This is a genomic window from Pseudomonas canadensis (assembly GCF_030980095.1).
Lineage (GTDB): Bacteria > Pseudomonadota > Gammaproteobacteria > Pseudomonadales > Pseudomonadaceae > Aquipseudomonas > Aquipseudomonas canadensis.
In genome coordinates, this window is the sequence record NZ_CP133298.1 from 2,631,260 (window position 1) to 2,657,198 (window position 25,939).

At 60.7% G+C, this 25,939-nt stretch carries 22 protein-coding genes; 7 read left to right on the top strand and 15 right to left on the bottom strand.

All coding sequences use genetic code 11. From position 1 onward, the window contains the following. Window positions 1-31: 31 nt before the first annotated feature. The 12 genes from RB216_RS12090 to gloB form a co-directional block, all read right to left on the bottom strand. Window positions 32-1,603: an ABC transporter ATP-binding protein gene (locus RB216_RS12090; protein ID WP_068938042.1), complete on the bottom strand. Its 1,572-nt coding sequence runs from the start codon at window positions 1,601-1,603 to the stop codon at window positions 32-34. 10 nt (window positions 1,604-1,613) lie between these two features. Beyond that, the gene (locus RB216_RS12095) at window positions 1,614-2,636 is read right to left on the bottom strand and encodes an ABC transporter permease (protein ID WP_028616409.1); all 1,023 of its coding nucleotides are present in this window, start codon (window positions 2,634-2,636) and stop codon (window positions 1,614-1,616) included. Then, window positions 2,636-3,697 carry a microcin C ABC transporter permease YejB gene (locus RB216_RS12100; protein WP_016976573.1) on the bottom strand — a complete coding sequence of 354 codons (1,062 nt, stop codon included), beginning with the start codon at window positions 3,695-3,697 and terminating at the stop codon, window positions 2,636-2,638. Before RB216_RS12100 ends, RB216_RS12095 begins: the two co-directional genes overlap by 1 nt. Next, window positions 3,697-5,556 carry an extracellular solute-binding protein gene (locus RB216_RS12105; RefSeq protein WP_028616408.1) on the bottom strand — a complete coding sequence of 620 codons (1,860 nt, stop codon included), beginning with the start codon at window positions 5,554-5,556 and terminating at the stop codon, window positions 3,697-3,699. The genes RB216_RS12100 and RB216_RS12105 overlap by 1 nt, the downstream gene beginning before the upstream one ends. A gap of 130 nt (window positions 5,557-5,686) precedes the next feature. Then, complete coding sequence (locus RB216_RS12110; RefSeq protein ID WP_010210937.1) at window positions 5,687-5,968, bottom strand: peptidylprolyl isomerase; 282 nt, start codon at window positions 5,966-5,968, stop codon at window positions 5,687-5,689. Window positions 5,969-6,535: 567 nt separating this feature from the next. Then, complete coding sequence (locus RB216_RS12120; RefSeq protein WP_028616406.1) at window positions 6,536-8,140, bottom strand: ABC transporter ATP-binding protein; 1,605 nt, start codon at window positions 8,138-8,140, stop codon at window positions 6,536-6,538. 1 nt (window position 8,141) lies between these two features. After that, window positions 8,142-9,161 carry an ABC transporter permease gene (locus tag RB216_RS12125; RefSeq protein ID WP_012723835.1) on the bottom strand — a complete coding sequence of 340 codons (1,020 nt, stop codon included), beginning with the start codon at window positions 9,159-9,161 and terminating at the stop codon, window positions 8,142-8,144. A 1-nt stretch (window position 9,162) separates the two neighbouring features. Further along, the gene (locus tag RB216_RS12130) at window positions 9,163-10,239 is read right to left on the bottom strand and encodes a microcin C ABC transporter permease YejB (RefSeq protein WP_016979726.1); all 1,077 of its coding nucleotides are present in this window, start codon (window positions 10,237-10,239) and stop codon (window positions 9,163-9,165) included. Continuing rightward, window positions 10,240-12,078: an extracellular solute-binding protein gene (locus RB216_RS12135; protein WP_308908743.1), complete on the bottom strand. Its 1,839-nt coding sequence runs from the start codon at window positions 12,076-12,078 to the stop codon at window positions 10,240-10,242. Further along, window positions 12,075-13,904: an extracellular solute-binding protein gene (locus RB216_RS12140; RefSeq protein ID WP_308908744.1), complete on the bottom strand. Its 1,830-nt coding sequence runs from the start codon at window positions 13,902-13,904 to the stop codon at window positions 12,075-12,077. Before RB216_RS12140 ends, RB216_RS12135 begins: the two co-directional genes overlap by 4 nt. 294 nt (window positions 13,905-14,198) lie before the next feature. After that, on the bottom strand, window positions 14,199-15,608 hold the full coding sequence (locus RB216_RS12145) for a transglycosylase SLT domain-containing protein (RefSeq protein WP_308908745.1): 1,410 nt from the start codon (window positions 15,606-15,608) through the stop codon (window positions 14,199-14,201). A gap of 98 nt (window positions 15,609-15,706) precedes the next feature. Further along, complete coding sequence (gene gloB, locus RB216_RS12150) at window positions 15,707-16,474, bottom strand: hydroxyacylglutathione hydrolase (protein WP_068938047.1); 768 nt, start codon at window positions 16,472-16,474, stop codon at window positions 15,707-15,709. Window positions 16,475-16,539: 65 nt separating this feature from the next. On the opposite strand from gloB, the gene RB216_RS12155 reads away from it, so the two are divergent. From RB216_RS12155 to RB216_RS12175, 5 genes are all read left to right on the top strand, one after another. Next, the gene (locus RB216_RS12155) at window positions 16,540-17,298 is read left to right on the top strand and encodes a methyltransferase domain-containing protein (protein ID WP_028616402.1); all 759 of its coding nucleotides are present in this window, start codon (window positions 16,540-16,542) and stop codon (window positions 17,296-17,298) included. A gap of 30 nt (window positions 17,299-17,328) precedes the next feature. Next, window positions 17,329-17,781: a ribonuclease HI gene (gene rnhA / locus RB216_RS12160; RefSeq protein ID WP_010210917.1), complete on the top strand. Its 453-nt coding sequence runs from the start codon at window positions 17,329-17,331 to the stop codon at window positions 17,779-17,781. Between the two features lie 70 nt (window positions 17,782-17,851). Next, window positions 17,852-18,592: a DNA polymerase III subunit epsilon gene (dnaQ, locus tag RB216_RS12165; protein ID WP_162834923.1), complete on the top strand. Its 741-nt coding sequence runs from the start codon at window positions 17,852-17,854 to the stop codon at window positions 18,590-18,592. A gap of 185 nt (window positions 18,593-18,777) precedes the next feature. After that, on the top strand, window positions 18,778-21,033 hold the full coding sequence (gene ldcA, locus RB216_RS12170; protein WP_028616400.1) for an Orn/Lys/Arg family decarboxylase: 2,256 nt from the start codon (window positions 18,778-18,780) through the stop codon (window positions 21,031-21,033). A gap of 8 nt (window positions 21,034-21,041) precedes the next feature. Beyond that, the gene (locus RB216_RS12175) at window positions 21,042-21,623 is read left to right on the top strand and encodes a GNAT family N-acetyltransferase (protein WP_073860002.1); all 582 of its coding nucleotides are present in this window, start codon (window positions 21,042-21,044) and stop codon (window positions 21,621-21,623) included. Here the strand turns inward: RB216_RS12175 and RB216_RS12180 are convergent. After that, on the bottom strand, window positions 21,620-22,513 hold the full coding sequence (locus RB216_RS12180) for a LysR substrate-binding domain-containing protein (protein ID WP_236320442.1): 894 nt from the start codon (window positions 22,511-22,513) through the stop codon (window positions 21,620-21,622). The genes RB216_RS12175 and RB216_RS12180 overlap by 4 nt on opposite strands. Window positions 22,514-22,622: 109 nt before the next feature. Between RB216_RS12180 and RB216_RS12185 the strand changes: the two genes are divergently transcribed. Continuing rightward, window positions 22,623-22,967 (top strand): hypothetical protein, encoded by a 345-nt coding sequence (locus tag RB216_RS12185; RefSeq protein ID WP_028616397.1) that lies wholly within the window; start codon window positions 22,623-22,625, stop codon window positions 22,965-22,967. A 61-nt stretch (window positions 22,968-23,028) separates the two neighbouring features. On the opposite strand, the gene RB216_RS12190 is transcribed toward RB216_RS12185, so the two are convergent. Beyond that, on the bottom strand, window positions 23,029-23,265 hold the full coding sequence (locus tag RB216_RS12190; RefSeq protein WP_016979714.1) for a hypothetical protein: 237 nt from the start codon (window positions 23,263-23,265) through the stop codon (window positions 23,029-23,031). 227 nt (window positions 23,266-23,492) lie between these two features. Between RB216_RS12190 and RB216_RS12195 the strand changes: the two genes are divergently transcribed. Beyond that, window positions 23,493-24,050, top strand: a complete 558-nt coding sequence (locus tag RB216_RS12195; protein WP_122685308.1) for an NADPH-dependent FMN reductase — start codon at window positions 23,493-23,495, stop codon at window positions 24,048-24,050. Window positions 24,051-24,164: 114 nt separating this feature from the next. Here RB216_RS12195 and poxB read toward each other — a convergent pair whose 3' ends face one another. Then, window positions 24,165-25,889: a ubiquinone-dependent pyruvate dehydrogenase gene (gene poxB, locus RB216_RS12200; protein ID WP_033902264.1), complete on the bottom strand. Its 1,725-nt coding sequence runs from the start codon at window positions 25,887-25,889 to the stop codon at window positions 24,165-24,167. Window positions 25,890-25,939: the final 50 nt, after the last annotated feature.

Consider the following 25,939-nt stretch of genomic DNA (forward strand, 5'->3'; position numbering starts at 1 on the left):
GCGAGCAAGCCCGCTCCCACAGAGGGCGTGTTTACAAGGGAATATGCGCCGCTGCCAGCAGCTCTTTGGTGTACGGATGTTGCGGTGCATCGAACACCTCATGGCTGGCGCCGCGCTCCACCACCTGGCCGTCCTTGATCACGATCATGTCATGGGCCATGGCGCGCACCACGGCCAGGTCATGGCTGATAAACAGGTAAGTCAGGCCGTACTTGTCTTGCAGCTCGCGCAGCAACGCCACCACTTGCTTTTGTACCGTGCGGTCGAGCGCCGAGGTCGGTTCGTCGAGCAGCATCAGTGCCGGCTTGAGTACCAAGGCGCGGGCGATGGCGATGCGTTGGCGCTGGCCGCCGGAGAATTCATGGGGGTAACGGTGGCGGCTGGCAGGGTCGAGGCCCACATCCTTGAGCACCTGGATCACCTGCGCATCGCGGTCGGCCAGGCTGCACGGCGCGTGCACTTCCAGGCCTTCGCTGATGATCTGCTCCACGGTCATGCGTGGGCTGAGGCTGCCGTAGGGGTCCTGGAACACCACCTGCATCTGCTTGCGCCATGGGCGCATCTGCTGGTTATTCAGCGGGTCGAGGGCTTCGCCCTGGAAGCGGATGCTGCCGGTGGAGTCCAGCAGCCGCAGGATCGCCTGGCCCAGGGTGGATTTGCCCGAGCCGGACTCGCCGACAATCCCCAGGGTCTTGCCGCGTTGCACGCTGAGGCTGATGCCGTCTACAGCACGCAGGTAGGTCTTGCGCCGGAACAACCCGCCGCCGAGGGGGAACTGCACGGTCAGGTCGTCCACCTGCAAAACGGTTTCGCGTTCGTCACTGCACAGCGCATCACCGTCCGGTTCGGCGTCCAGCAGCAGGCGGCTATACGGGTGTTGCGGCGCATTGAACAGGCTCTGGCAGTCGGCCTGCTCGACAATCTCGCCTGCGCGCATCACGCACACGCGCTGGGCGATGCTGCGCACCAGATTGAGGTCGTGGCTGATCAGCAGCAGCGACATGCCCAAGCGTTGTTGCAGGGACTTGAGCAGCAACAGGATCTTGCGCTGCACGGTCACGTCCAGCGCGGTGGTGGGTTCGTCGGCGATCAGCAGTTCCGGCTCGCAGGCCAGGGCCATGGCGATCATTACGCGCTGGCGTTGCCCGCCGGACAGTTGATGAGGATAGGCCTTGAGCCGCTCCTGGGGTTTCTGGATGCCCACCAGGTCAAGCAATTCCAGGATGCGCGCCTGGGCTGCCTTGCCACCCAGGCCCTTGTGCAACAGCAGGGTTTCGCCGATCTGCTTTTCGATGCTGTGCAACGGGTTCAGGGAGGTCATCGGCTCCTGGAAGATCATCGCAATGCGGTTGCCGCGTAACTTCTGCAGGGTCGCCGCCGATGCGCCGATCAATTCCTGGCCGCGGTACCGGATAGAACCGGTGGTTTCAGTGCCGGCTTCGGGCAGCAGTTGCAGGATCGAGTGGGCAGTCACCGACTTGCCCGAGCCCGACTCGCCCACCAGCGCCAGGCACTCGCCGGGGCGAACGTCCAGGCTCAGGTTGCGCACCACGGTCTGGCCGCTGAAGGCGACGCTGAGGTCGCGGATTTCGATCAGGTTCATAGGCGGTCACTCATGAGCGTGGGTCGAAGGCATCACGCAATGCCTCGCCGATAAACACCAGCAGCGACAGGATCAGCGCCAGTGTGAAGAACGCCGTCAGGCCCAGCCAGGGCGCTTGCAGGTTCTGCTTGCCCTGGGCGATCAACTCGCCCAGGGAGGCGCTGCCTGCCGGCATGCCGAAACCGAGGAAATCCAGGGCGCTCAGGGTAGAAATCGCGCCGGTCAGGATGAACGGCAGGTAACTCAAGGTGGCCGTCATGGCGTTGGGCAGGATATGCCGGCGAATGATCTTGCCGTCACCCAACCCCAAGGCCCGTGCTGCCTTGACGTATTCCAGGTTACGCCCGCGCAGGAACTCGGCGCGCACCACGTCCACCAGGGCCAGCCAGGAAAACAGCGCCATGATCCCCAGCAACCACCAGAAATTCGGTTCGACAAAACCGGACAGGATGATCAGCAGGTACAGCACCGGTAGCCCGGACCACACCTCCAGCACGCGCTGGCCAATCAAATCCACCCAGCCGCCGTAATAGCCCTGCAATGCGCCGGCCGCAATACCGATGGCGGCGCTGATCGCGGTGAGCGCCAGGGCAAACAGGATCGACACCCGCGCACCAAAGATCACCCGCGCCAACACATCCCGCGACTGGTCGTCAGTGCCCAGCCAGTTCACCGCCGAGGGCGGGCTGGGGGCAGGGCGGGTCAGTTCGTAGTTGGGCGTGTCGTCGCTGAACGGGATCGGCGGGAACAGCATCCAGCCGCCGTCCTGCTCAATCAGCTTTTTCACGTAGTCACTGCGATAGTCGGCCTGGAACGGCAGCTGGCCGCCGAACTGTTGCTCGGTGTACCGCTTGAACACCGGGAAATACAGTTCGTTCTTGAAACTCAACACCAGGGGCTTGTCATTGGCGATCAACTCACCGCCGAGGGTCAGGATAAACAGGCCGATAAACAGCCACAGCGACCACCAGCCGCGTCGGTTTTTCTTGAAACGCTCGAAACGGCGGCGCGCCACGGGAGACAGGTTAAGCATCAGGCGTTCCTCGCGGCGAAGTCGATACGCGGGTCCACCAGGGTGTAGCAGAGGTCACCGATGAGTTTTATCAAGAGGCCGAACAACGTGAAGATGAACAACGAACCGAACACCACCGGGTAATCGCGGGAGACGGCGGCTTCGTAGCTCATGCGGCCGAGGCCATCGAGGGAGAAGATCACCTCGATCAGCAGGGAGCCGGCGAAGAACACGGCGATGAACGCCTGGGGAATCCCCGAGATCACCAGCAACATGGCGTTGCGAAATACGTGGCCGTACAACACGCGCCTTTCGCTCAGGCCCTTGGCGCGCGCGGTCACTACGTACTGGCGCGTGATTTCATTGAGGAATGAGTTTTTGGTGAGGATGGTCAGCGTGGCGAACCCACCGATGACCAACGAGGTAACTGGCAACACCAGGTGCCAGAAATAATCGGCAATCTTGCCCACGGTACTCAGCTCTTCGAAGTTCTCCGATACCAGCCCGCGCACAGGGAACCAGTTCAGCGACGTACCGCCGGCAAACACCACGATCAGGAACATCGCAAACAGGAACGCCGGCATCGCATAGCCGATGACGATCGCGGTGCTGCTCCACACATCGAAGCTGCTGCCATGGCGCACCGCCTTGCGAATCCCCAGGGGGATCGACACCAGGTAGGTGATCAGCGTAGCCCAGAGGCCGAGGGAGATGGTGACGGGCATTTTTTCCAGGATCAGATCGATCACCGTCTTGCCGCGAAAGAAACTGTTACCAAAGTCCAACTGCGCGTAGCTCTTGAGCATCAGCCACAGGCGTTCCGGCGCAGGCTTGTCGAAGCCGTACTGTTTTTCGATGTCCGCGATCAACTTCGGGTCCAGCCCACGGCTGGCGCGGGAACCGCCGCTGATGCCTTCGCCGGACGAGCCGCCGACGCCACCGCCGCCAATGCCTTGCAAGTGGGCGATGGCCTGTTCCACCGGGCCGCCGGGGGCCGCTTGTACGATCACGAAATTCACCAGCAGGATGATCACCAGCGTCGGGATGATCAGCAGCAGGCGCCGCACGATATAGGCAAACATCAGCGCGCCCCTCCGCGTTTTTTCAGCTCAGCGTTCATTTGTTCGTTGGTCAGTGGGGTGGGGCTGATTTCCCACCAGGTTTCCAGGGCTTCGTCGTTTTTCGCCTCGATGGCCGGGCGGCCGAAGCGGTTCCACCACGCGGCGGACGTGCCGGGCGGGTAGTAATTGGGGATCCACAGGTAATTCCATTGCAGCACCCGGTCCAGCGCGTGGGCGTAGGTGAGCATCTGCGCTTGGGTGTCGGCCTTGACCAGACCCTTGATCAGGCTGTCGACGGCCGGGTCCTTGAGCACCATGTAGTTGTTGGCGCCGGGGTCAAAGGCGGCGGCCGAGCCGAAGTAGTTGTACAGCTCCATGCCGGGCGACGTGGTGACCGGGAAGCCGGTGACGATCATGTCGTAGTCCCGTGCCATTACCCGGTTCACATACTGGGAGGAGTCGATGCGGCGGATATTCAGAGTGATGCCGATCTGCGCCAGGTTGCGTTTGTACGGCAGCAACAGGCGCTCCAGGCCGCTTTGCGCGTTGAGGAAGGTAAATTCCAGCGGCTCGCCCTCGGCGTTCACCAGTTTGTCGCCGTCCGGTTTCCAGCCGGCTTCCTCCAGCAAGGCCAGGGCCTGCAACTGCTTGTCGCGGATCATGCCGCTGCCGTCGGTGACCGGCGCCTTGAATACCTGGGTGAACACCTCGTCGGGCACCTGGCCGCGCAAGGGCTCAAGAATCGCCAGTTCTTCTGGGGTCGGCGGCTGGCTGGCCGCCAGCGGGCTGTTGGAGAAGAAGCTCTGCTGGCGGATGTACATGTTGCGCATCATCTGCCGGTTGGCCCATTCGAAGTCCCACAGCATCGCCAGGGCCTGGCGCACGCGGCGGTCCTTGAACATCGGTTTTTGCACATTGAACACATAACCCTGCGCCGGTTGCGGCATTTCCTTGGCCAAGTGCGCGCGTTGCAGGCGGCCATCATCCAGGGCCGGGCCGTTGTAGCCGATGGAGTAACCGGTGGCGGAAAACTCGCGGTTGAAATCGTAGGCACCACCGCGCAATACCTGGCGGGCCACTTCGGTGTCGCCGAAATACTCCAGGCTCAGGTGATCAAAGTTGTACAGGCCACGGCTGACGGGCAAGTCCTTGCCCCACCAGTTTGGGTCGCGGGTAAAGGTGATGGTGCTGCCGGAGTCGATCTTGCTGACTTTATAGGGGCCGCTGCCGAGAGGCGCTTCATAGCCGCCGCCGTTGGCGAAGTCGCGGGTCTTCCACCAGTGTTCCGGGAAGACCGGCAGGGTGGCGATGTCCAGGGGCAGGGTGCGGTTTTCATTGCTGGAGAAATCAAAGCGTACCTGACGTTCGCCTTCGACTTCGACGTGCTTGACGTCGGCAAACAGGGTGCGAAAGCGCAGGCTGCCTTGGGTCATCAGCAGGTCGAAGCTGTAGCGCACGTCTTCGGCGGTGATGGGTTTACCGTCCGCAAAACGTGCCTTGGGATTGAGGAAAAAACGCAGCGACAGGCCGTCATCGGCGCGCTCCATTTTTTCGGCCACCAGGCCGTAAACGGTGTAGGGCTCGTCCAGGGAGCGCTGGGCCAGGGGCGCGTACAGCCAGCCGTCGACCTGGGAAACCCCGATGCCTTTGTCGATATAGGGCAACACGTGGTCAAAGCGCCCGATCTCGATGGCCGAACGGCGCAGGCTACCGCCCTTGGGGGCATTCGGGTTGGCGTAGTCGAAATGGGTAAAGCCGGCGGGGTACTTGGCCGGTTCGCCGTACACGGTCAGGTACGGTTGCGGTGCCGCGATCACGGCCGTGCTGGCCAGCAGCAGGGCCAGGGTTGAACTAAAAATGTAGGAAAAAGCCAATCGCATTGTCAGCCTTGAACGCCGTGTGAAGTATAAAAGGGATTTGTACGCTAACGGCATCAGCGTCGCCAGTCATCACATGCACAACGGCCCACCTGAAGGCGGGCCGTTGTTTAGAGCATCAGCGCAGACTGGATCAGTCCTGGCGGCTGGTGACTTCCAGCAGGTGGTAGCCGAACTGGGTTTTTACCGGGCCTTGTACGGTGTTGACCGGGGCGCTGAATACGACAGTGTCGAATTCCTTGACCATCTGGCCTGGACCGAACGAACCCAGGTTGCCGCCGTCGCGGCTGGACGGGCAGCTGGAGTTGGCTTTGGCGATTTCTGCGAAATCGGCGCCGCCTTCGATTTGGGCCTTGAGTTCGTTGCACTTGTCTTCAGTGGAAACGAGGATGTGACGGGCGGTGGCTTTGGCCATGGGGAGTAACTCCTTGAATGAAAAGGGTGAGCCTACCGGATTCAGGCGGTTATTTCTTGGCAAAGTTCCGTTGGGGTGGTTGGTGGTGGTGTACATATCCGTTGCTGCGGTGATGGCTGGTATTGGTTCCGCCCTTACGGCGGGTCACTTTTGAAAAGAGCCCAAAAGTAACCAAAAGGCTCTTGCCCCAACACTCGGCACCTCGCCTAGGCTCGGTGTGCCCTCACTCCGGCTTGAATCCGTGGGCCGCCGCGATGGGCCATCCTTGGCCCAGCGCGGCTAACCCGGCGTCCTGCCGGGTTACCCACGGATTCAAGCCTGCGTTCGGCCAGCGTGTTTGACGGGGCGCCTCAGATCAAGATCAAGAGCGACTCGCTTCGCATCGTGGATACGCAGTCCCATGTAGGAGCCGGGGGGACGCCTAGTTCTTGCCGGCGAAAAACGTGAGAACGCCGCGTTTTGTCTGGTTCCCCGCGTCATCGTTAACGACCATCGCCGGCAAGCCGGCTCCTACAGGACCGCGTTTAGCAGCCATCATCCAACCAACGGATATTCACCCAGCAAAAGCTAAACCCCAGGCACCAAAAACGCCGCCTCCAACAACTGCCGCGTATACCCATGCTGCGGCGCGGCAAAAATCCCCGCCGCATCCCCCTGTTCTACCACCTGGCCATGTTTCACCACCATCAACTGATGGCTCAACGCCTTGACCACCGCCAAATCATGGCTGATAAACAGATAGGTCAAGTTGTACTTGGCCTGCAAACTGCGCAACAACTCCACCACTTGCCGCTGCACCGTGCGATCCAGCGCCGATGTCGGTTCATCCAGCAAAATCAGGCGCGGCTTGAGCACCAACGCCCGGGCAATGGCAATGCGCTGACGCTGCCCACCCGAGAACTCATGGGGGTACCGATGCCGCGACTCCGGATCCAACCCAACTTCCTTGAGCGCCGCAATAATCGCCGCTTCCTGCTCCAATGGCGTCCCCATCTTATGGATACGCAACCCCTCGCCAACGATCTCACTGACACACATCCGCGGGCTCAAGCTGCCAAACGGGTCCTGGAACACCACCTGCATCTCCCGACGCAACGGACGCACCTGTTGCTGGCTGAGCTTATCCAATTGCTGCCCTTCAAAACGAATGCCGCCCTTGCTCGCGATCAACCGCAGAATCGCCAGGCCCAGGGTCGATTTGCCCGAGCCGCTTTCGCCAACGATTCCCAGGGTCTGCCCCTGGGGCAGGCTGAAGTTGATGCCGTCCACCGCCTTGACGTAATCGACGGTATTGCGCAAAAAGCCCTTCTTGATCGGGAACCACACTTTCAAGTCATCGACTTCCAGCAACGGAGGGCCGACTTCGTTGCCGGCCGGTCCGCCGCTGGGCTCCGCCGCCAGCAGTTCCTGGGTATACGGATGCTGGGGCGATTGGAACAGCGTTTCACAGTCGGCCTGCTCGACGATGCAACCCTTTTGCATCACGCACACGCGGTGGGCGATGCGCCGCACCAGGTTCAAGTCATGGCTGATCAGCAGCAGGGCCATGCCCAGCCGCGCCTGCAATTCCTTGAGCAGTTCGAGGATCTTCAACTGCACGGTCACATCGAGGGCCGTGGTCGGCTCATCGGCGATCAGCAACTCCGGCTCATTCGCCAGGGCCATGGCGATCATCACCCGTTGGCGCTGGCCTCCGGACAGCTCATGGGGAAGGGCCTTGAGGCGTTTGTGCGGTTCGGGAATGCCCACCAGGTCCAGCAACTCCAGGGTCCGCTGGGTGGCGACCTTGCCTTGCAAACCCTTGTGCAGGCCGAGTACTTCGTTGATCTGCTTCTCGATGGAGTGCAGCGGGTTCAACGAGGTCATCGGCTCCTGGAAGATCATCGCAATGCGGTTGCCGCGAATGTGGCGGATGGTTTTTTCTTTCAGCGTGAGCAGGTCCTGCCCGGCATAGTTGATGGTGCCGGAGGGGTGCCGCGCCAGTGGGTAGGGCAGCAGGCGCAGGATCGAGTGGGCGGTCACCGATTTGCCTGAGCCGCTTTCACCCACCAGAGCGATGGTCTCGCCACGTTTGATGTCGAAGCTGACGTTGTTCACCACGCGGTGGTGATGGTCGCCCGTGACGAACTCGACGGAGAGGTCGCGGATTTCGATCAGATTGTCCTGATTCATCTCATTTCCTCGGGTCGAAGGCATCGCGAGCGGACTCGCCGATAAACACCAGCAAACTCAACATGATCGCCAGCACGGCAAAGGCACTCATGCCCAGCCACGGCGCTTGCAGGTTGGATTTGCCTTGGGCCACCAGTTCACCCAGCGACGGCGAACCGGCCGGCAAGCCAAAACCGAGGAAGTCCAGGGCGGTGAGGGTGCCGATGGCGCCGGTGAGAATGAACGGCATGAAGGTCATGGTCGACACCATCGCGTTGGGCAGGATATGCCGGAACATGATCGCGCCATTCTGCATGCCCAAGGCCCTGGCGGCGCGCACGTATTCCAGGTTGCGCCCGCGCAGGAACTCGGCGCGCACTACGTCCACCAGGCTCATCCACGAAAACAGCAGCATGATGCCGAGCAGCCACCAGAAGTTGGGCTGCACGAAACTGGCGAGGATGATCAGCAGGTACAGCACCGGCAAGCCGGACCAGATCTCCAGGAAGCGCTGCCCGGCCAAATCCACCCAGCCGCCGTAGAAGCCCTGCAAGGCCCCGGCGATCACGCCGATGATCGAGCTGAGCACTGTCAGCGTCAGGGCAAACAGCACCGACACACGGAAGCCGTAGATGACCCGCGCCAGTACGTCGCGGCCTTGGTCGTCGGTGCCCAGCAGGTTGACGCTGGAAGGCGGCGCGGGCGCCGGCACTTTCAGGTCGTAGTTGATGCTCTGGTAGCTGAACGGAATAGGCGCCCACAACGTCCAGGCATCCTTGGCCTTGAGCAGTTCCTGGATGTAGGGGCTCTTGTAGTTGGCCTCCAGCGGGAATTCACCGCCAAAGGTGGTCTCCGGGTAGCGCTTGAGCGCGGGGAAGTACCAGCCGCCGTCGTAGTGCACGGCCAGCGGTTTGTCATTGGCGATCAGCTCGGCGCCCAGGCTCAGCACGAACAGGATCAGAAACAGCCACAGCGACCACCAGCCACGTTTGTTGGCCTTGAACCGTTCGAACCGGCGGCGATTGAGGGGGGATAGATTCATCTCAATGCTCCCGGCTGGCAAAGTCGATGCGCGGATCGACCAGGGTGTAGGTGAGGTCGCCGATCAGTTTCACGATCAGCCCCAGCAGGGTGAAGATAAACAGCGTGCCAAACACCACCGGGTAGTCGCGGTTGATCGCCGCTTCAAAACTCATCAGGCCCAGGCCGTCGAGGGAGAAGATCACCTCCACCAACAAGGAACCGGTGAAGAAGATCCCGATGAACGCCGAAGGGAAACCGGCGATCACCAGCAACATCGCGTTGCGGAACACATGGCCGTACAGCACGCGGTGGTTGGTCAGGCCCTTGGCTTTGGCGGTGACCACGTACTGCTTGTTGATCTCGTCGAGAAAGCTGTTCTTGGTCAGCAGGGTCATGGTGGCAAAGTTGCCGATCACCAGGGCCGTGATGGGCAGCGCCAGGTGCCAGAAGTAATCGAGGATCTTGCCGCCCCAGCTCAGTTCGTCGAAGTTGTTCGACGTGAGCCCGCGCAAGGGGAACCAGTCCAGGTAACTGCCACCGGCAAACACCACGATCAGCAGGATTGCAAACAGGAACGCCGGGATCGCATAGCCGACGATGATCGCCGAACTGGTCCACACATCAAAATGGCTGCCGTGCCGCGTGGCTTTGGCGATCCCCAGGGGGATCGACACCAGGTACATGATCAGCGTGCTCCATAACCCGAGGGAAATGGACACCGGCATCTTCTCCTTGATCAAGTCGATGACCTTGGCGTCACGGAAGAAGCTGTCGCCAAAGTCCAGCTGGGCGTAGTTCTTGACCATGATCCACAAGCGTTCCGGCGCCGATTTGTCGAAGCCGTACATCTTCTCGATTTCCTTGATCAGCGCCGGGTCCAGGCCCTGGGCGCCGCGGTAGCTGCTGGAGCCGGCCACCGACACTTCGGAACCGCCACCGGCAATGCGGCTGGTGGCGCCCTCGAAGCCTTCAAGCTTGGCGATCATTTGCTCCACCGGACCACCGGGAGCGGCCTGGATGATGACGAAGTTGATCAGTAGGATCCCGAACAACGTGGGGATGATCAGCAATAGGCGGCGAAAGATATAGGCCAGCATTTAATCGCCTCCGCTCGCCGGATCGGCGCTGGTGTCTGGGTCTGAGGTGACGGCGGGTTTTACGTCAGGCTTGGTCCACCAGGTGGCGGTGCCGACGTCGTAGCGCGGCGGGACTTTGGGGTGGCCCAAGTGATCCCAATACGCCACGCGGAACGTCTTGATGTGCCAGTTCGGGATCACGTAGTAGCCGAACTGCAACACGCGGTCCAGGGCTTTGGCATGCGCCACCAGGCTTTTGCGCGAGTCGGCGTCGATCAGCTCTTCCACCAGTTGGTCGATGGCCGGGTCCTTGAGACCCATGTAGTTGCGGCTGCCGGGTTTGTCGGCGCTGGAGGACTTCCAGAACTCGCGCTGCTCATTACCCGGCGAAGTGGACTGCGGAAAGCTGCCCACCAGCATGTCGAAATCCCGCGAGCGAATACGATTGATGAATTGTGAGACGTCGACCCGACGGATCACCAGGTCGATGCCCAGGTCGGCCAGGTTGCGCTTGAACGGCAGCAGGATGCGCTCGAACTCGGTCTGCGCCAGCAGGAACTCGATCTTCACCGGTTTGCCGGTGGTGTCGACCATCTTGTCATCGACGATGCGCCAGCCGGCTTCTTGCAGCAGTTGGTAGGCCTCGCGCTGCTGGGTGCGGATCATGCCGCTGCCGTCGGTCTTGGACGGTTCGAAGGCCTGGGTGAAGACCTCGGGCGGGATTTTGTCGCGCAGCGGTTCGAGGATCGCCAGTTCATCCGGGCCAGGCAGGCCGGTGGCGGCCATCTCCGAGTTTTCAAAGTAGCTGCGGGTGCGGGTATAGGCGCCGTTGAACAGCTGCTTGTTGCTCCACTCGAAATCCAGCAACAGGCTGATGGCCTTGCGCACACGTACGTCCTGGAACATCGGCTTGCGCATGTTGAACACGAAGCCCTGCATGCCGGTGGGGTTGCCGTTGGGGATTTCTTCCTTGATCAGGCGACCCTGGGCCACCGCCGGGATGTTGTAGGCGTTGGCCCAGTTCTTGGCGCTGAATTCCAGCCAGTAGTCGAACTGCCCGGCCTTGAGGGCTTCCAGCGAGACAGTGCTGTCGCGGTAGTAGTCGGTGATGCGGTTATCGAAGTTATAGAAACCCTTGGCGACCGGCAGGTCCTTCGCCCAGTAATCCTTGACCCGCTCGTAGCGGATCATACGCCCGGCCTTGACCTCGGCGACCTTGTACGGCCCGCTGCCCAGCGGGACTTCGAGGTTGCCCTTGGCAAACTCACGGGTCGCCCACCAATGCTTGGGCAATACCGGCAGTTGTCCGAGGATCAGCGGTAATTCGCGGTTGTTGGTGCGCTTGAACTTGAACAGCACCTTCAGCGGGTCTTCGGCGATCACTTCGTCGACGTCGGCGTAGTAGGTGCGGTAGATCGGCGAGCCTTCCTTGATCAGTTCCTGGAAGGTGAACACCACGTCTTCGGCACGGATCGGGTGGCCGTCATGGAAGCGGGCTTCCGGGCGCAGGTAGAAGCGCACCCAACTGTTGTCCGGGGCTTTTTCGATCTTGCCGGCGACCAGGCCGTATTCGGTGATGGGCTCGTCCAGGCTTTGCATGGCCAGGGTGTCGTAGATCAAACCGAGGTTATCGGCCGGCACGCCTTTGCTGATGTAGGGGTTGAGGCTGTCGAAGCCGCCCATGGCCGACTCGCGGAAGGTGCCGCCCTTGGGCGCATCCGGGTTGACGTAGTCGAAGTGCTTGAAGTCGGCGGGGTATTTCGGTGGTTCGTTGTAGAGCGTCAACGCATGTTGCGGGGCGGCTTGGGCCGCGGTGCACAGCAGCAGGCCGCCGAGCAGTGCAGTACGCAAATACATCATTGGGCTTTCTCCGAAGCTTTCAGCCACCACGCGCTCAGGCCCAGGCTATAGGGCGGCGTGGTGACAAAGGCGAACCGGTTGCGGTACGCCAAGCGATGATAGTTGAGGTACCAGTTGGGAATACTGTAGTGCTGCCACAGCAGCACCCGGTCCAGGGCACGGCCGGCGGCCAGTTGCTCCTCGCGGGTCTTGGCGGCCAGCAGTTGTTCCAGCAGGTGATCGACAATCGGGTTGGCAATGCCTGCATAGTTCTTGCTGCCCTTGATCGCGGCCTGGCTGGAGTGGAAGTACTGCCACTGCTCAAGGCCCGGGCTCAAGGTCTGGTTGAGGGTGATCAGGATCATGTCAAAGTCGAATTGATCCAGGCGCTGCTTGTACTGGGCGCGGTCGACGGTGCGCAGGCGCGCGTCGATACCGACGCTGATCAGGTTCTCGACATAGGGCTGCAGGATGCGCTCCAGGTTCGGGTTGACCAGCAGGATCTCGAAGCGTAGCGGTTGGCCGTCCTTGTTGAGCAGGCGTTGGCCGGAGAGTTTCCAGCCGGCGTCCCCGAGCAAGGCCAGGGCGCGGCGCATGGTTTCGCGGGGGATACCGCGCCCGTCGGTCTGGGGCAGGCTGAACGGTTGGGTAAACAGGTTGGCCGGCAATTGCTCGCGGTAGGGCGAGAGCATCAGCCATTCATGGCCGGTGGGTACGCCGGTGGCAGAGAATTCGCTGTTGGGGTAATAGCTCAAGGTGCGTTTGTAGGCGCTGCTGAACAGGGTGCGGTTGGTCCATTCGAAGTCGAACATCAGCCCCAGGGCTTCGCGCACTTTGGTTTGGCTGAAGGTCGGCCGCCGGCTGTTCATGAACAAGCCCTGGCTTTGGGTCGGGATCTGGTGGGCAATCTGCGCCTTGATCACGTCTCCCCGGTTCACCGCCGGGAAGTTGTAGCCATTTGCCCAGTTTTTCGCCTGATGCTCGATATAGATATCGAATTCGCCGGCCTTGAAGGCTTCGAAGGCCACGTCGCTGTCACGATAGAACTCCACTTCGACCTTGTCGTAGTTATAGAAGCCCTGGTTGACCGGCAGGTCCTTGCCCCAATAGTCCTTGACCCGCTCGAACACCAGTTGCCGGCCAGGCGTGACCTTGCTGATGCGGTACGGCCCGCTGCCCAAAGGCGGTTCGAAGGTGGTGGCCTTGAAATCGCGGTTTTTCCAATAGTGCTGGGGCAATACCGGCAATTCGCCCAGGCGCAGGATCAGCAACGGATTGCCGGCGCGCTTGAACACAAAGCGGATGCGGTGCCGGTTGAGGATATCCACCCGCGCCACTTCCTGCAGGTTGGTGCGGTACTGCGGGTGGCCTTCGGTCAGCAGGGTGCGATAGGAAAACGCCACGTCGTAGGCGGTGATCGGCTTGCCATCGTGGAAGCGCGCTTCCGGGTGCAGGTTGAACACCACCCAACTGCGGTCCTCGCTGTACTCCACCGACTGGGCGATCAGCCCATAACTGGAGGTGGGCTCATCGCCGGAGGGTGCGTACAGGCCGGTTCCCACCATCAACGGCTCGTTCAACTCGTTGACGCCGTATTGCAGGAAATTAGGTGTGGAAACCGGGCTGGAGCCCTTGAAGGTATAGGGGTTGAGCGTATCGAAGGTGCCAAAGGCCATGACCCGCAATGTCCCGCCTTTCGGCGCTGCAGGGTTTACCCAATCGAAGTGGGTGAATTTGGCCGGGTACTTGAGGCTGCCGAACTGCGTATAACCGTGACTCTCGGTAATCGCCGCGTTCGCACCAAAGCTCAAGGCCAGACTTATTAGTAGAAGGAGGGGACGCTTCAAGTCAGGGATCCGATCCAGGCGGCTTGCGCTTTATGATCGGTACAGTAACAGCTTGTTCCGGTTGGAAAAAGCCGGTCGGCTGACGGAGATTCCATGTGGCGCTGGCTTGCGTGGTGAGCGGGCTTGCTGTGGTGAGCGGGCTTGCCCCGCGCTGGGTTGCGCAGCAGCCCCGTTGGCTATACGCATTGTTCCAGACAAAACGCATTGCATGGTTTTAGGGCTGCTGCGCAGCCCAGCGCGGGGCAAGCCCGCTCACCACAAAGCCCGCTCACACAAACAAGCTTTGTTTGTTAGTCAGCGTGGCCCGGAAACTACCAGCATCTGCCCCGGCTTCAGCGCCTGGCCAGTGCGCGGGTTCCAACGCTTGAGATGTTGCATCTCAACGTTGAAGCGCTTGGCGACGATGTACAGCGAATCACCCTTCTTGACCTTGTACTGCACCGGCTTCTTGCTGCTGGCCACGATTTTGCGCGTGTCCTGCATCACCAGGGTCTGGCCGACCTTGAGGGCCTGGCCGTTGAGCTTGTTCCAGCGCTGCAGGTCATGCACATCGACTTTGTTGGCCTTGGCGATCAGCGTCAGGTTGTCGCCACTGCGCACCTTGTAGCTGCGGGTACGCCCGGCAACCCGAGCGGTCTCGACTTCGTCGAACACCTGCTTTTTCGGACGCATCGCCAGCAATTCTTCAGGCTTCATCGTCGAAAGGGTGCTGGTGAGCAGTTGCGCCTTGGAGCTCGGCACCAGCAGATGCTGCGGGCCATCCAGGGTGGTGCGCTGCTTCAGCGCGGGGTTGAGCTGGAACAGTTCGTCTTCGTCGATCTCGGCCAGCGCGGCAACCCGTGACAGGTCCATGCTTTGCTTGACTTCAACCACTTCGAAATACGGCGTGTTGGCAATCGGGTTCAGGTTGACGCCATAGGCCTCGGGCGCCAGCACCACTTGGGACAGCGCCAGGAACTTGGGCACGTAGTCCTTGGTTTCCTGGGGCAGGGGCAGGTTCCAGTAGTCGGTCGGCAGGCCGAGCTTCTCGTTGCGCTCGATCGCCCGGCTCACCGTGCCTTCGCCTGCGTTGTAGGCGGCAAGGGCCAGCAGCCAGTCACCGTTGAACATGTCGTGCAAACGGGTCAGGTAGTCAAGGGCGGCGGTGGTGGAGGCGGTGATGTCGCGACGGCCATCATAGGCGCGGGTCTGGCGCAGGTTGAAGTAGCGCCCGGTGGAGGGGATGAACTGCCACAAGCCGACTGCATCGCTGCGCGAATAGGCCATTGGGTTGTAGGCGCTTTCAATCACTGGCAGCAGCGCCAGCTCCAGGGGCATGTTGCGTTCTTCAAGGCGTTCGACGATGTAATGAATGTAGAGGCTGCCGCGTTCGCCGGCGTTCTCAAGGAAGGAAGGGTTGCTGGCGAACCACAGTCGCTGTTGCTCGATACGTGGGTTGACGCCTACACCATCCTGCAATTGAAAGCCCCGTCGCATACGTTCCCAAACATCCTGGGGCACTTCGGGAGCCGGCTTTTCCGAAAGCCAGATGACGGGTTTCTGTTTGATCTTGGCGCTGAGGTTTGGCTTGGGTTGCACGGTGGATTGTGCGGTGAAATTGCTTGATTGGCAGCCCGCCAGCGTAGCGGACACAGCCACCGCCACAGCTTGAGCCAGGCGGGTCAATGCGTCTGAATGGTTGGATTTACGAATAGATGACGACATTGGCTGGAAGTAAGTTCCGGGCAAAAATGTCGGGCGATTCTAGAAACCCGTTTGGTTCCGGTCAACCATTCAGAAATTACGTATCAGATTGCATCCCGTTAGAACTTATCTTTCCAAGCCCTCAAGCTAGCAAACACCTCGGCCCCAGAGCGGTTGTCGCGGCCATTCCGTTCGTCCGCTTTTTGTTTAACGGATGTTTCAGAGGTGCGCAGAAAGGGGTTGGTGCGCTTTTCCAGGGCCAGGTTGGAAGGCAGCGTGATCTCGCCACGTTCGCGCAATTGGCGGACGTTTTCCACCCGTTCGGCGATATCGGCGTTATCCGGTTCGACGGCCTGGGCAAACTTGAGGTTGCTTTGTGTGTATTCGTGGGTGCAGTACACCAAGGTGTCGGCGGGGAGTGCGGCCAAGCGCTCAAGTGAGGTGTGCATCTGTTCCGGCGTGCCTTCGAACAGGCGCCCGCAGCCGGCGGCGAACAGGGTGTCGCCACAGAACAGCACGCCCTGATGATAAAAGGCGATATGGCCCAGGGTGTGGCCAGGCACGGTATAAATGTCGAAGTCCCAGCCGAGCACCGTGATACGGTCGTTATCGTTCAAGGCTACGTCCCGCGCCGGGATCTTTTCGTTGGCCGGGCCGAAGACCTTGGCGTCAGTCACCCGTTTGAGTTGTTCGACGCCGCCGACATGGTCGTGGTGGTGGTGAGTGATCAGGATGTCGCTCAGGACCCACTCAGGGTTTAGCTTGAGCCAGGCCAGCACCGGCGCGGCATCGCCGGGGTCGACCACGGCGCAGCGCTGGGTGCTCGGGTCTTGTAACAACCAGATGTAGTTATCGGTGAAGGCGGGCAGGGCACTGATCTGTATCATTCTTCGATTCGCCAAGCTGAACACATTGGTGCATCTTAGAACGTCTAGGCGAGTTGGAGAATGCAATGACTGATAAAGCGTTCGCCCAGGCCGATCCTGAGTGGCTGGCCCTGATCAGCGCAGCCCGTGAATGGCTGTCCGGTCCGATCGGGCAATTTCTGCTGGACGAAGAACGGCGCATGCTCGACGACGAGTTGGGCCGGTTCTTTGGCGGCTACCTGGTGCATTACGGTCCTTCGGCCGAAACGCCGCCGTGTGCGCCCCAGGTGCAGCGTAATGTGCGCCTGGGTGCTCCGTTGCCGGGGGTGGAGATTGTCTGCGAGGAACAGGCCTGGCCGTTGAGCGAGCACGCCGCCGATGTCGTGGTGTTGCAGCATGGCCTGGATTTCTGCCTGTCGCCCCACGGCTTGCTGCGCGAAGCGGCGAGCAGCGTCCGTCCGGGTGGCCATTTGCTGATTGTCGGGATCAACCCCTGGAGCAGTTGGGGCTTGCGCCATGTGTTCGCCCACGACGCCTTGCGCCAGGCGCGTTGCATCTCGCCGCAACGGGTGGGGGACTGGCTGAACCTGCTGGGCTTCGCGCTGGAGAAACGTCGCTTCGGGTGCTATCGTCCGCCGCTTGCGTCGACCAAGTGGCAAGCCCGTCTGGCCGGCTGGGAGCGCCGCGCAGGTGCCTGGCAATTGTCGGGTGGCGGCTTCTATCTGCTGGTGGCGCGCAAGATCGTGGTCGGGTTGCGGCCAGTGCAACAGGTGCGCCGCGAGCCGATGGGCAAGTTGGTGCCGATGCCGATGGCCAAGGTCAACCGCAAGCAAAGCGACGCATGACCCTCTTTTTGAATGAATACCGAGCAACCGATGACCGATAGCGTAGAACTCTTCACCGATGGCGCCTGCAAGGGCAACCCCGGCCCTGGTGGCTGGGGCGCGTTGCTGGTGTGCAAAGGCGTGGAGAAAGAGTTGTGGGGCGGCGAACCCAATACCACCAACAACCGCATGGAGCTGATGGGCGCCATTCGCGGCCTCGAAGAACTCAAGCGCCGCTGCAACGTGCTGCTGGTGACCGACTCGCAATACGTGATGAAGGGCATCAACGAGTGGATGGTCAATTGGAAGAAGCGCGGCTGGAAGACGGCGGCCAAGGAACCGGTGAAGAATGCCGACCTGTGGCAACTGCTCGATGAGCAATGCAATCGCCATGACATCACCTGGAAGTGGGTGCGCGGTCACATCGGCCACCCAGGCAACGAGCGCGCCGACCAGTTGGCCAACCGTGGCGTGGACGAAGTGCGCGGCTACAAGCAGAGCTGATGCCGACTCACGTGTTAATATCGCGACCCTTGAATCACACTACACCGTTGAGAGCTGAACCCTGATGGCCATCCGATCTGTTGTACTCGATACCGAAACCACCGGCATGCCGGTGACCGACGGCCACCGGATCATTGAAATCGGCTGTGTCGAATTGATGGGTCGCCGCCTCACCGGGCGTCACTTCCACGTCTACCTGCAACCGGACCGCGACAGTGACGAGGGTGCGATTGGCGTCCACGGCATCACCGACGAATTCCTCAAGGGCAAGCCGCGTTTCGCTGAAGTTGCCGATGAGTTCTTCGAATTCATTAACGGTGCGCAGCTGATCATCCATAACGCGGCGTTCGACGTCGGCTTCATCAACAACGAATTTGCCCTGATGGGGCAGACCGATCGTGCAGACATTTCCCAGCACTGCTCGATCCTCGACACCTTGATGATGGCCCGTGAGCGTCACCCCGGCCAACGCAACAGCCTCGATGCGTTGTGCAAGCGTTATGGCGTCGACAACTCCGGCCGTGAACTTCACGGCGCCTTGCTCGACTCCGAGATTCTTGCCGACGTCTACCTGACCATGACTGGCGGGCAGACCAGCCTGTCTCTGGCCGGTAACGCCTCCGATGGCAGCGGTTCGGCGGAAGGCTCGGGCAACCGTCCTTCGGAAATCCGCCGGTTGCCGGCGGATCGCAAACCGACCCCGATTATTCGCGCCAGTGAGCAGGACCTGGCCGAGCACGCGGCGCGGCTGGAAGCGATTGCCAAGTCGGCGGGTGCTCCGGCGTTGTGGACCCAACTGACCCAGCAATAACCCACCCTCCCTGTAGGAGCCGGCTTGCCGGCGATGGGCCCTTGAACCCTGCGATAGTTTCGAGGCCGCCATCGCCGGCAAGCCGGCTCCTACAAGGGGTGTGTTGCCTGTTCGAAATCTTCATTCGCCACATCCGCTTCCAGCTTCTACCCTTGAGTGCATAGCCCTCAGGACTACAAGCGCTGATGTACAAAGACCTGAAGTTCCCTGTCCTTATCGTGCACCGCGACATCAAGGCCGACACCGTTGCCGGTGACCGGGTCCGAGGCATCGCCCGAGAGCTGGAACAAGAGGGTTTCAGTATTTTTTCCGCAATGGATTACGCCGAAGGACGACTGGTGGCTTCTACCCATCATGGCCTGGCGTGCATGCTGATCGCCGCCGAAGGGGCTGGTGAAAATACCCACCTGCTGCAAAATATGGTCGAGCTGATCCGCCTGGCGCGGCTGCGGGCGCCCAATTTGCCGATCTTTGCGTTGGGCGAGCAAGTCACCCTGGAAAACGCACCGGCTGACGCCATGAGTGAACTCAACCAGCTGCGCGGCATTCTCTATCTGTTCGAAGACACCGTGCCGTTTCTCGCGCGGCAAGTCGCGCGTGCGGCGCGCACTTACCTGGATGGCCTGTTGCCGCCATTCTTCAAGGCGCTGGTGCAGCACACCGCTGACTCCAACTACTCCTGGCACACCCCGGGCCACGGCGGTGGCGTGGCCTACCGCAAGAGCCCGGTGGGGCAGGCGTTTCATCAGTTCTTCGGGGAAAACACCCTGCGCTCGGACCTGTCGGTATCAGTGCCTGAACTCGGCTCGTTGCTGGACCACACCGGCCCGTTGGCCGAAGCCGAGGCCCGCGCTGCGCGCAACTTTGGCGCTGACCACACCTTCTTTGTGATCAACGGCACCTCCACCGCGAACAAGATCGTCTGGCATTCCATGGTCGGGCGTGATGACCTGGTGCTGGTGGACCGCAATTGCCACAAGTCGGTGCTGCACTCGATCATCATGACCGGCGCCATCCCGCTGTACCTGTGCCCCGAACGCAACGAACTCGGGATTATCGGCCCGATTCCCTTGAGCGAATTCAGCCCCGAATCCATCCGCGCCAAGATCGACGCCAGCCCGCTCACCCATGGCCGCCCGCCGAAAGTGAAACTGGCCGTGGTCACCAACTCCACCTACGACGGCCTGTGCTACAACGCCGAGCTGATCAAGCAGCAACTGGGCAACAGCGTCGAGGTGTTGCATTTTGACGAGGCTTGGTACGCCTATGCCGCGTTTCATGAGTTCTTCTCCGGGCGCTACGGGATGGGTACTTCGCGTACGCCAGACAGCCCGCTGGTGTTCACCACCCACTCGACCCATAAGCTGCTGGCGGCCTTCAGCCAGGCCTCGATGATCCATGTGCAGGACGGCGGCGCACGCCAGCTGGACCGTGACCGTTTCAACGAAGCCTTCATGATGCACATCTCCACCTCGCCGCAATACAGCATCATTGCCTCGCTGGATGTGGCGTCGGCGATGATGGAAGGTCCGGCCGGGCGTTCGCTGTTGCAGGAAATGTTCGACGAGGCGCTGAGTTTCCGCCGTGCCCTGGCCAACCTGCGCCAGCACATTGCTGAAGAGGATTGGTGGTTTTCGATCTGGCAGCCGCCATCAGTAGCGGGAATCGACCGCGTCGTCACCGCAGATTGGCTGTTGCACCCTGAGGATGATTGGCATGGCTTCGGCGACGTAGCCGAAGACTATGTGTTGCTGGACCCGATCAAAGTCACGCTGGTGATGCCCGGCCTCAATGCCGGCGGAGCCCTCAGCGATTGCGGAATTCCCGCAGCGGTCGTCAGCAAATTCCTCTGGGAGCGTGGCCTGGTGGTGGAAAAAACCGGGCTGTATTCCTTCCTTGTGTTGTTCTCCATGGGCATCACCAAGGGCAAATGGAGTACCTTGCTCACCGAGCTGCTGGAATTCAAGCGCAGTTACGACGCCAATGTCAGCCTGGCCAGTTGCCTGCCTTCGGTGTTTGCACAAGGGCCGGCGCGTTACCAAGGGCTGGGTTTGCGCGACCTGTGCAACCAACTGCACGGCTGTTACCGCAGCAATGCCACGGCCAAACACCTCAAGCGCATGTACACCGTCTTGCCGGAAATCGCGATGAAACCGGCGGACGCCTATGACCAATTGGTGAGGGGCGAAGTGGAGGCGGTTTCCATTGACGCCTTGCAAGGCCGCGTCGCAGCGGTAATGCTGGTGCCTTATCCGCCTGGCATCCCATTGATCATGCCGGGCGAGCGCTTTACCGAGTCGACGCGCTCGATCATCGATTACCTGGCGTTTGCCCGGACGTTCGATAGCAGTTTCCCCGGTTTTGTCGCCGATGTTCATGGGTTGCAACACGAAGATGACGGCAGTGGTCGTTGTTACACCGTCGATTGCATCAAGGGTTAAGGATGGTTATGCAAGCTGTAATGAACCCGAAGTATCCGGGGCTCAGTGTAAGGGTCGCCGACGAAGGCTTTGATGCCTACGTGTGGGGCAATGATTTCAGCTTTGAGGTCAGTGCCTACGGTGAGCCGCAGATGGGCAAGCGGGTCGATCAATGGCCCGTGGAACGCATCTTGCCGTACCGCAAGTGCTATGGCATCGACCCCGAAGAGTTCGCCAGTTTCCGCGATGCGCCCGACAGCGCGATCTTCATGGCCTACCTGGATGATCGCCCGGTGGGGCATATTGTGGTCAGCACCAACTGGAACGGTTTTGCCCATGTCGATGAGCTGGCGGTGGCCTTGCCTGCGCGGCGTCACGGGGTGGCGAAGGCGTTGCTGGATGTGGCGCAGTTCTGGAGTCGCAAAAAGAATCTGCCGGGCATGATGCTGGAAACCCAGAACAACAACCTCGGCGCCTGCCGTTTGTACGAGCGTTGCGGTTACGTGATGGGTGGGGTCGACCACCTGCGCTATCGCGGCATCGACCCGCAGACCCACGAAGTGGCGATATTCTGGTATCGGCTGTTCAAAAGCGAAGTCGACAAGACTTAACCCGCCAGCAGGCCCTCGGCCTTCTGCGTCACGATCTCCAGCAGCGCATTCAGCGCCGGCGAGGACGTGCCGTCCTTGAGGGTCAGCGCGTATAGGCTGACCATGATCGGCGGCGACACGGGGCACGCATCCAGCCCCGCCTCCCGTGCGCCAAAGGCGGTGAAGGGGTCAACCACCGCCAGGCCTTCTCCGGCTTCCACCATGCTGCGCATCATTTGGTAGGTCTGTACGCGCGTCTGTACCACCGGCAGCGGGCGCAGGGCCTGCAGCTTGGCATCCAGCAGGCGGCTGAGCGGGTCCTGGCCTTCCAGGCCGATCATCGATTGCCCGGCCAGGTCCTGTAGCGCGATGTATTTCTGTTTGGGCTTGAGCCAGCCATGGGGGGCGAGCAACTGCAGTTTGCCTTGGGCCAGTACCGTGCTGTGGATTTGCGGGTGTTCCGGGTCATGCAGGCTCAAACCCACATCGGCTTCGTGCAGCAGCAGGCTCCTGACAATTTCTCGGGTCGGTTGGCTCGACAGGTTACACGGTGTGTCCTGAAAGCGTCGGCGCAACGCTGCAATGCTTTGCGGTAGCAGTTGACTGGCCAAGGGCGGCGTGCAGAGGGCGCGCAGAGTGGGGGCCTGATGGTGTTTCAAACGGCTGGCCAGACGTTGCACCGGCTCCAGCGCTTCATAGACGTGGGCGATTTCGGCTTGCAGTTCCAGGGTTTCCCGGGTGGCCTGCAAACGTCCACGCACACTGGCGAACAGCATGAAGCCAAGCTGCTGCTCGGCGTCCTTGAGCGCCGCTTCCACTTCGCCCACGGAAAGTTGCAACCACTCGGCGGCCAAGCCTGGGTGTCCGGTCTGCAAGATGGCCTGAATCACTTCGATATGACGTAAACGCATCGCCGGAGTCTATGTGCAGCGGGCCGGGTATTCAATAGAATGGCTGCGCTGATCATCAACGACCACAGCCGGCTACCGGCATTAACAACAAAAACAGGTCTGGTCTCATATGCCTTTACCCTCGATATGCCTCGGGGTAACGGTCAAGCAACTGCTGGTCCTGGTGACCGTCGGCTGTGTGGCTGCTTATCTCTTCGACACTCAAAGCGAAACTCCGCCGGAAAACCTGGCACTTGAAGCCTTTATCCGTTCCCAGGAGCAGGTAGTGGAGCAGGTGGGCTCGGTGCTGGGCATGGAGTTGGTCAGGCAGGTGGTCGCGCATCCCGGCTACAACTCCGCAGGCTACCAGCGTTCGCTGTATGCCGTTGACGGCGAGAGGGGGCGGCTGATGGTGACGCTGAAGAAGGTGCAGGGAGAGCAGAGCATTGAGGTCACGGAGATCCGTCGTCCGTGATCACCCCAGCCCAGTCAATGCCGTCAATGGCCAGGACTGAGCAGGTGGATAGGGCGAGATCTTATGAAGCGAGGGTGGTTTGCGATTCGCGCACAAGAATGGTGCCCGATTGGATCAATTTGAATTCGTCGCCTTCCAGTTTCTCTACACGGTCGCCAATGGCCAGCTTGTAGGTGGTGGTAGGTGCCGAGCCAGCCAGGTCGCCTTGCGCCGGGTTGGATTCCTGGAACTCATGCACCGAATACACGCGTCCTTCTGCGTCTCTGGCATGAAACTGTCCGACTAATACTGCTGCCATCTGTTTAGAACCTCTGGAGATAAACACTCGATTTGCGGTTCTGTAGACCGTCATGGAGCGGGGTAGTTTACTTACGGAATAAAAATACTATTCGCTGATATTTTCAGATGCTTCCTACGTGTCGCAGTGCCAGGCAAACGCCCGCAGGAATATCAAAACCTTCTGGTGAACACGCCGCGAAGACTCTATAACTACAAGCTCCTTTAGTCAGACGTCGGGAAACCCCAATGAGCAAGGTCTACACCGTCGCCGTCGTGGTCGGCAGCTTGAGAAAAGACTCGATCAACCGCAAGGTCGCACTGGCACTGGCCGAACTGGCCCCTGCCAACCTGAAGTTGAACATTGTGGAAATTGGCGATTTGCCGCTCTACAACGAAGATATTGACGGGGCCACACCGCCGGCAGCCTACAGTACTTTCCGCAAACAAGTGAGCTCATCCGACGCGGTGTTGTTCGTGACCCCGGAATACAACCGCTCCGTGCCCGCCCCGCTGAAGAACGCCATCGACGTCGGTTCGCGCCCTTACGGCCAGAGCGCCTGGAGTGGCAAGCCGGGCGCGATCATCAGTGTGTCGCCGGGTGCGATTGGTGGGTTTGGCGCCAACCATCATCTGCGCCAGTCGCTGGTGTTCCTTGATGTGTGGTGTATGCAGCAGCCAGAAGCTTACCTGGGGGGCGCGGGCAACGTGTTTGACGACGCCGGCAAGGTGTCGGAAAAGACCAAGCCGTTCCTGCAGGCGTTTATCGATGCCTACGGTAAATGGGTGGAAAAACAGCACGCTTGATTTGCAACGAGATCAAATTGTGGGAGCGGGCTTGCTCGCGAAAGCGGAGCGTCAGTCGATGTATTTATCAACTGACAGCTTGCATTCGCGAGCAAGCCCGCTCCCACATTGGGTTCAGCGCAACCAGTTGGTACGCGCCAGTTCGATCACTTCATCGCCACGGCCACTCATCACCGCCTTGAGCATATACAGGCTGAAACCCTTGGCCTGTTCCAGCTTGATGGTCGGCGGCATCACCAACTCCTGGGTCGCGGTGACCACGTCCACCAGCACCGGGCCGTCATGGGCGAGGGCGCGGCGCAGGGCCGGTTCCAGATCTTCGGACTGCTCCACGCGAATGCCGAGGATGCCCATGGCGTTGGACATGGCGGCGAAATCCGGGTTTTTCAGCTCGGTACCGGCATCCAGATAGCCCGCAGCTTTCATTTCCATGGCAACGAATCCCAAGGAAGAGTTATCGAACACGATGACTTTCACCGGCAGTTTCAACTGCGCCAAGGAGATGAAATCCCCCATCAGCATGGCGAAACCACCGTCACCCGACATCGAGATCACCTGCCGATCCGGAAAGGCTGCCTGGGCACCAATGGCTTGGGGCATGGCATTGGCCATCGAGCCGTGGTTGAACGAACCGATCAGCCGGCGCTTGCCATTCATCTTCAAATAGCGCGCAGCCCACACGGTGGGCGAGCCGACATCGGCGGTGAAGATCGCATCGTCATCCGCCAATTCACTGAGCAGGCGTGCGACGTATTGCGGGTGAATCGGTCGATTGGCTTTCGAGGGTTGAGCGAGGTCGTCCAGCCCTTGGCGGGCTTTCTCGTAGTGCTTCAGGGAGGTTTCGAGAAAGCTGCGATCGGTCTTACGCGTCAGGCGCGGCAGCAGGGCGCCGATGGTTTCGCTGACATCCGCGGCAATACCCAGGTCCAGTGTGGCGCGGCGGCCGAGCGCCTGCGGATTGCGGTCGACCTGAATGATCTTGGCGTCAGTGGGGTAGAACTGGCGATAGGGGAAGTCGGTGCCGAGCATGATCAAGGTGTCGCAGTCGAGCATGGCATGGTAGCCGGAGCTGAAGCCGATCAGGCCGGTCATGCCTACGTCGAACGGGTTGTCCCATTCCACATGCTCTTTACCGCGCAGTGCATGCACCACGGGAGCGCCGAGGGCGTCGGCCAAGGCCACCACTTGATCATGGGCGCCGGCACAGCCGCTGCCGCACAGCAGGGTGGTTTTCTGGCTGCTTTCCAGGATCTCGGTGAGGCGTTGCAGGTCCTGTTCCGCCGGCAGCGTACGTGGCGCATGCAAGGCTGGCCAAGGCTTTAGCTTGTCTTCCACTTCCAACAGCGACACATCGCCCGGAATCACCACCACCGCGACGCCCCGATTGAGGATCGCCGAACGCATGGCGCGGTGCAGCACATGGGGCATCTGCTCGGGGTTAGTCACCAGTTCGATAAAGTGGCTGCATTCCTTGAACAGTTCCTGCGGATGGGTTTCCTGAAAGTAGTTCAGGCCGATCTCCGACGACGGGATCTGCGCGGCAATCGCCAGCACCGGCACATGGTTGCGATGACAGTCGAACAGGCCATTGATCAAGTGCAGGTTGCCCGGCCCGCAACTGCCGGCGCATACGGTCAATTCGCCGGTGGCCGCCGCTTCGGCGCCAGCGGCAAAGGCAGCCACTTCCTCGTGGCGCACATGCATCCATTCGATGCTGTCCATGGTGCGCAGGGCGTCGGTGAGGCCGTTCAGGCTGTCGCCGGTCAGGCCCCAGATGCGCTTGATGCCCGCCTGTTCAAGGGTGGTCGCCAATTGCTGGGCCAGGTTGATTTTCGCCATGAAGAACTCCAATCGTCAGTGAGGTTAAAAACTGCTGATCAATAGGGGAC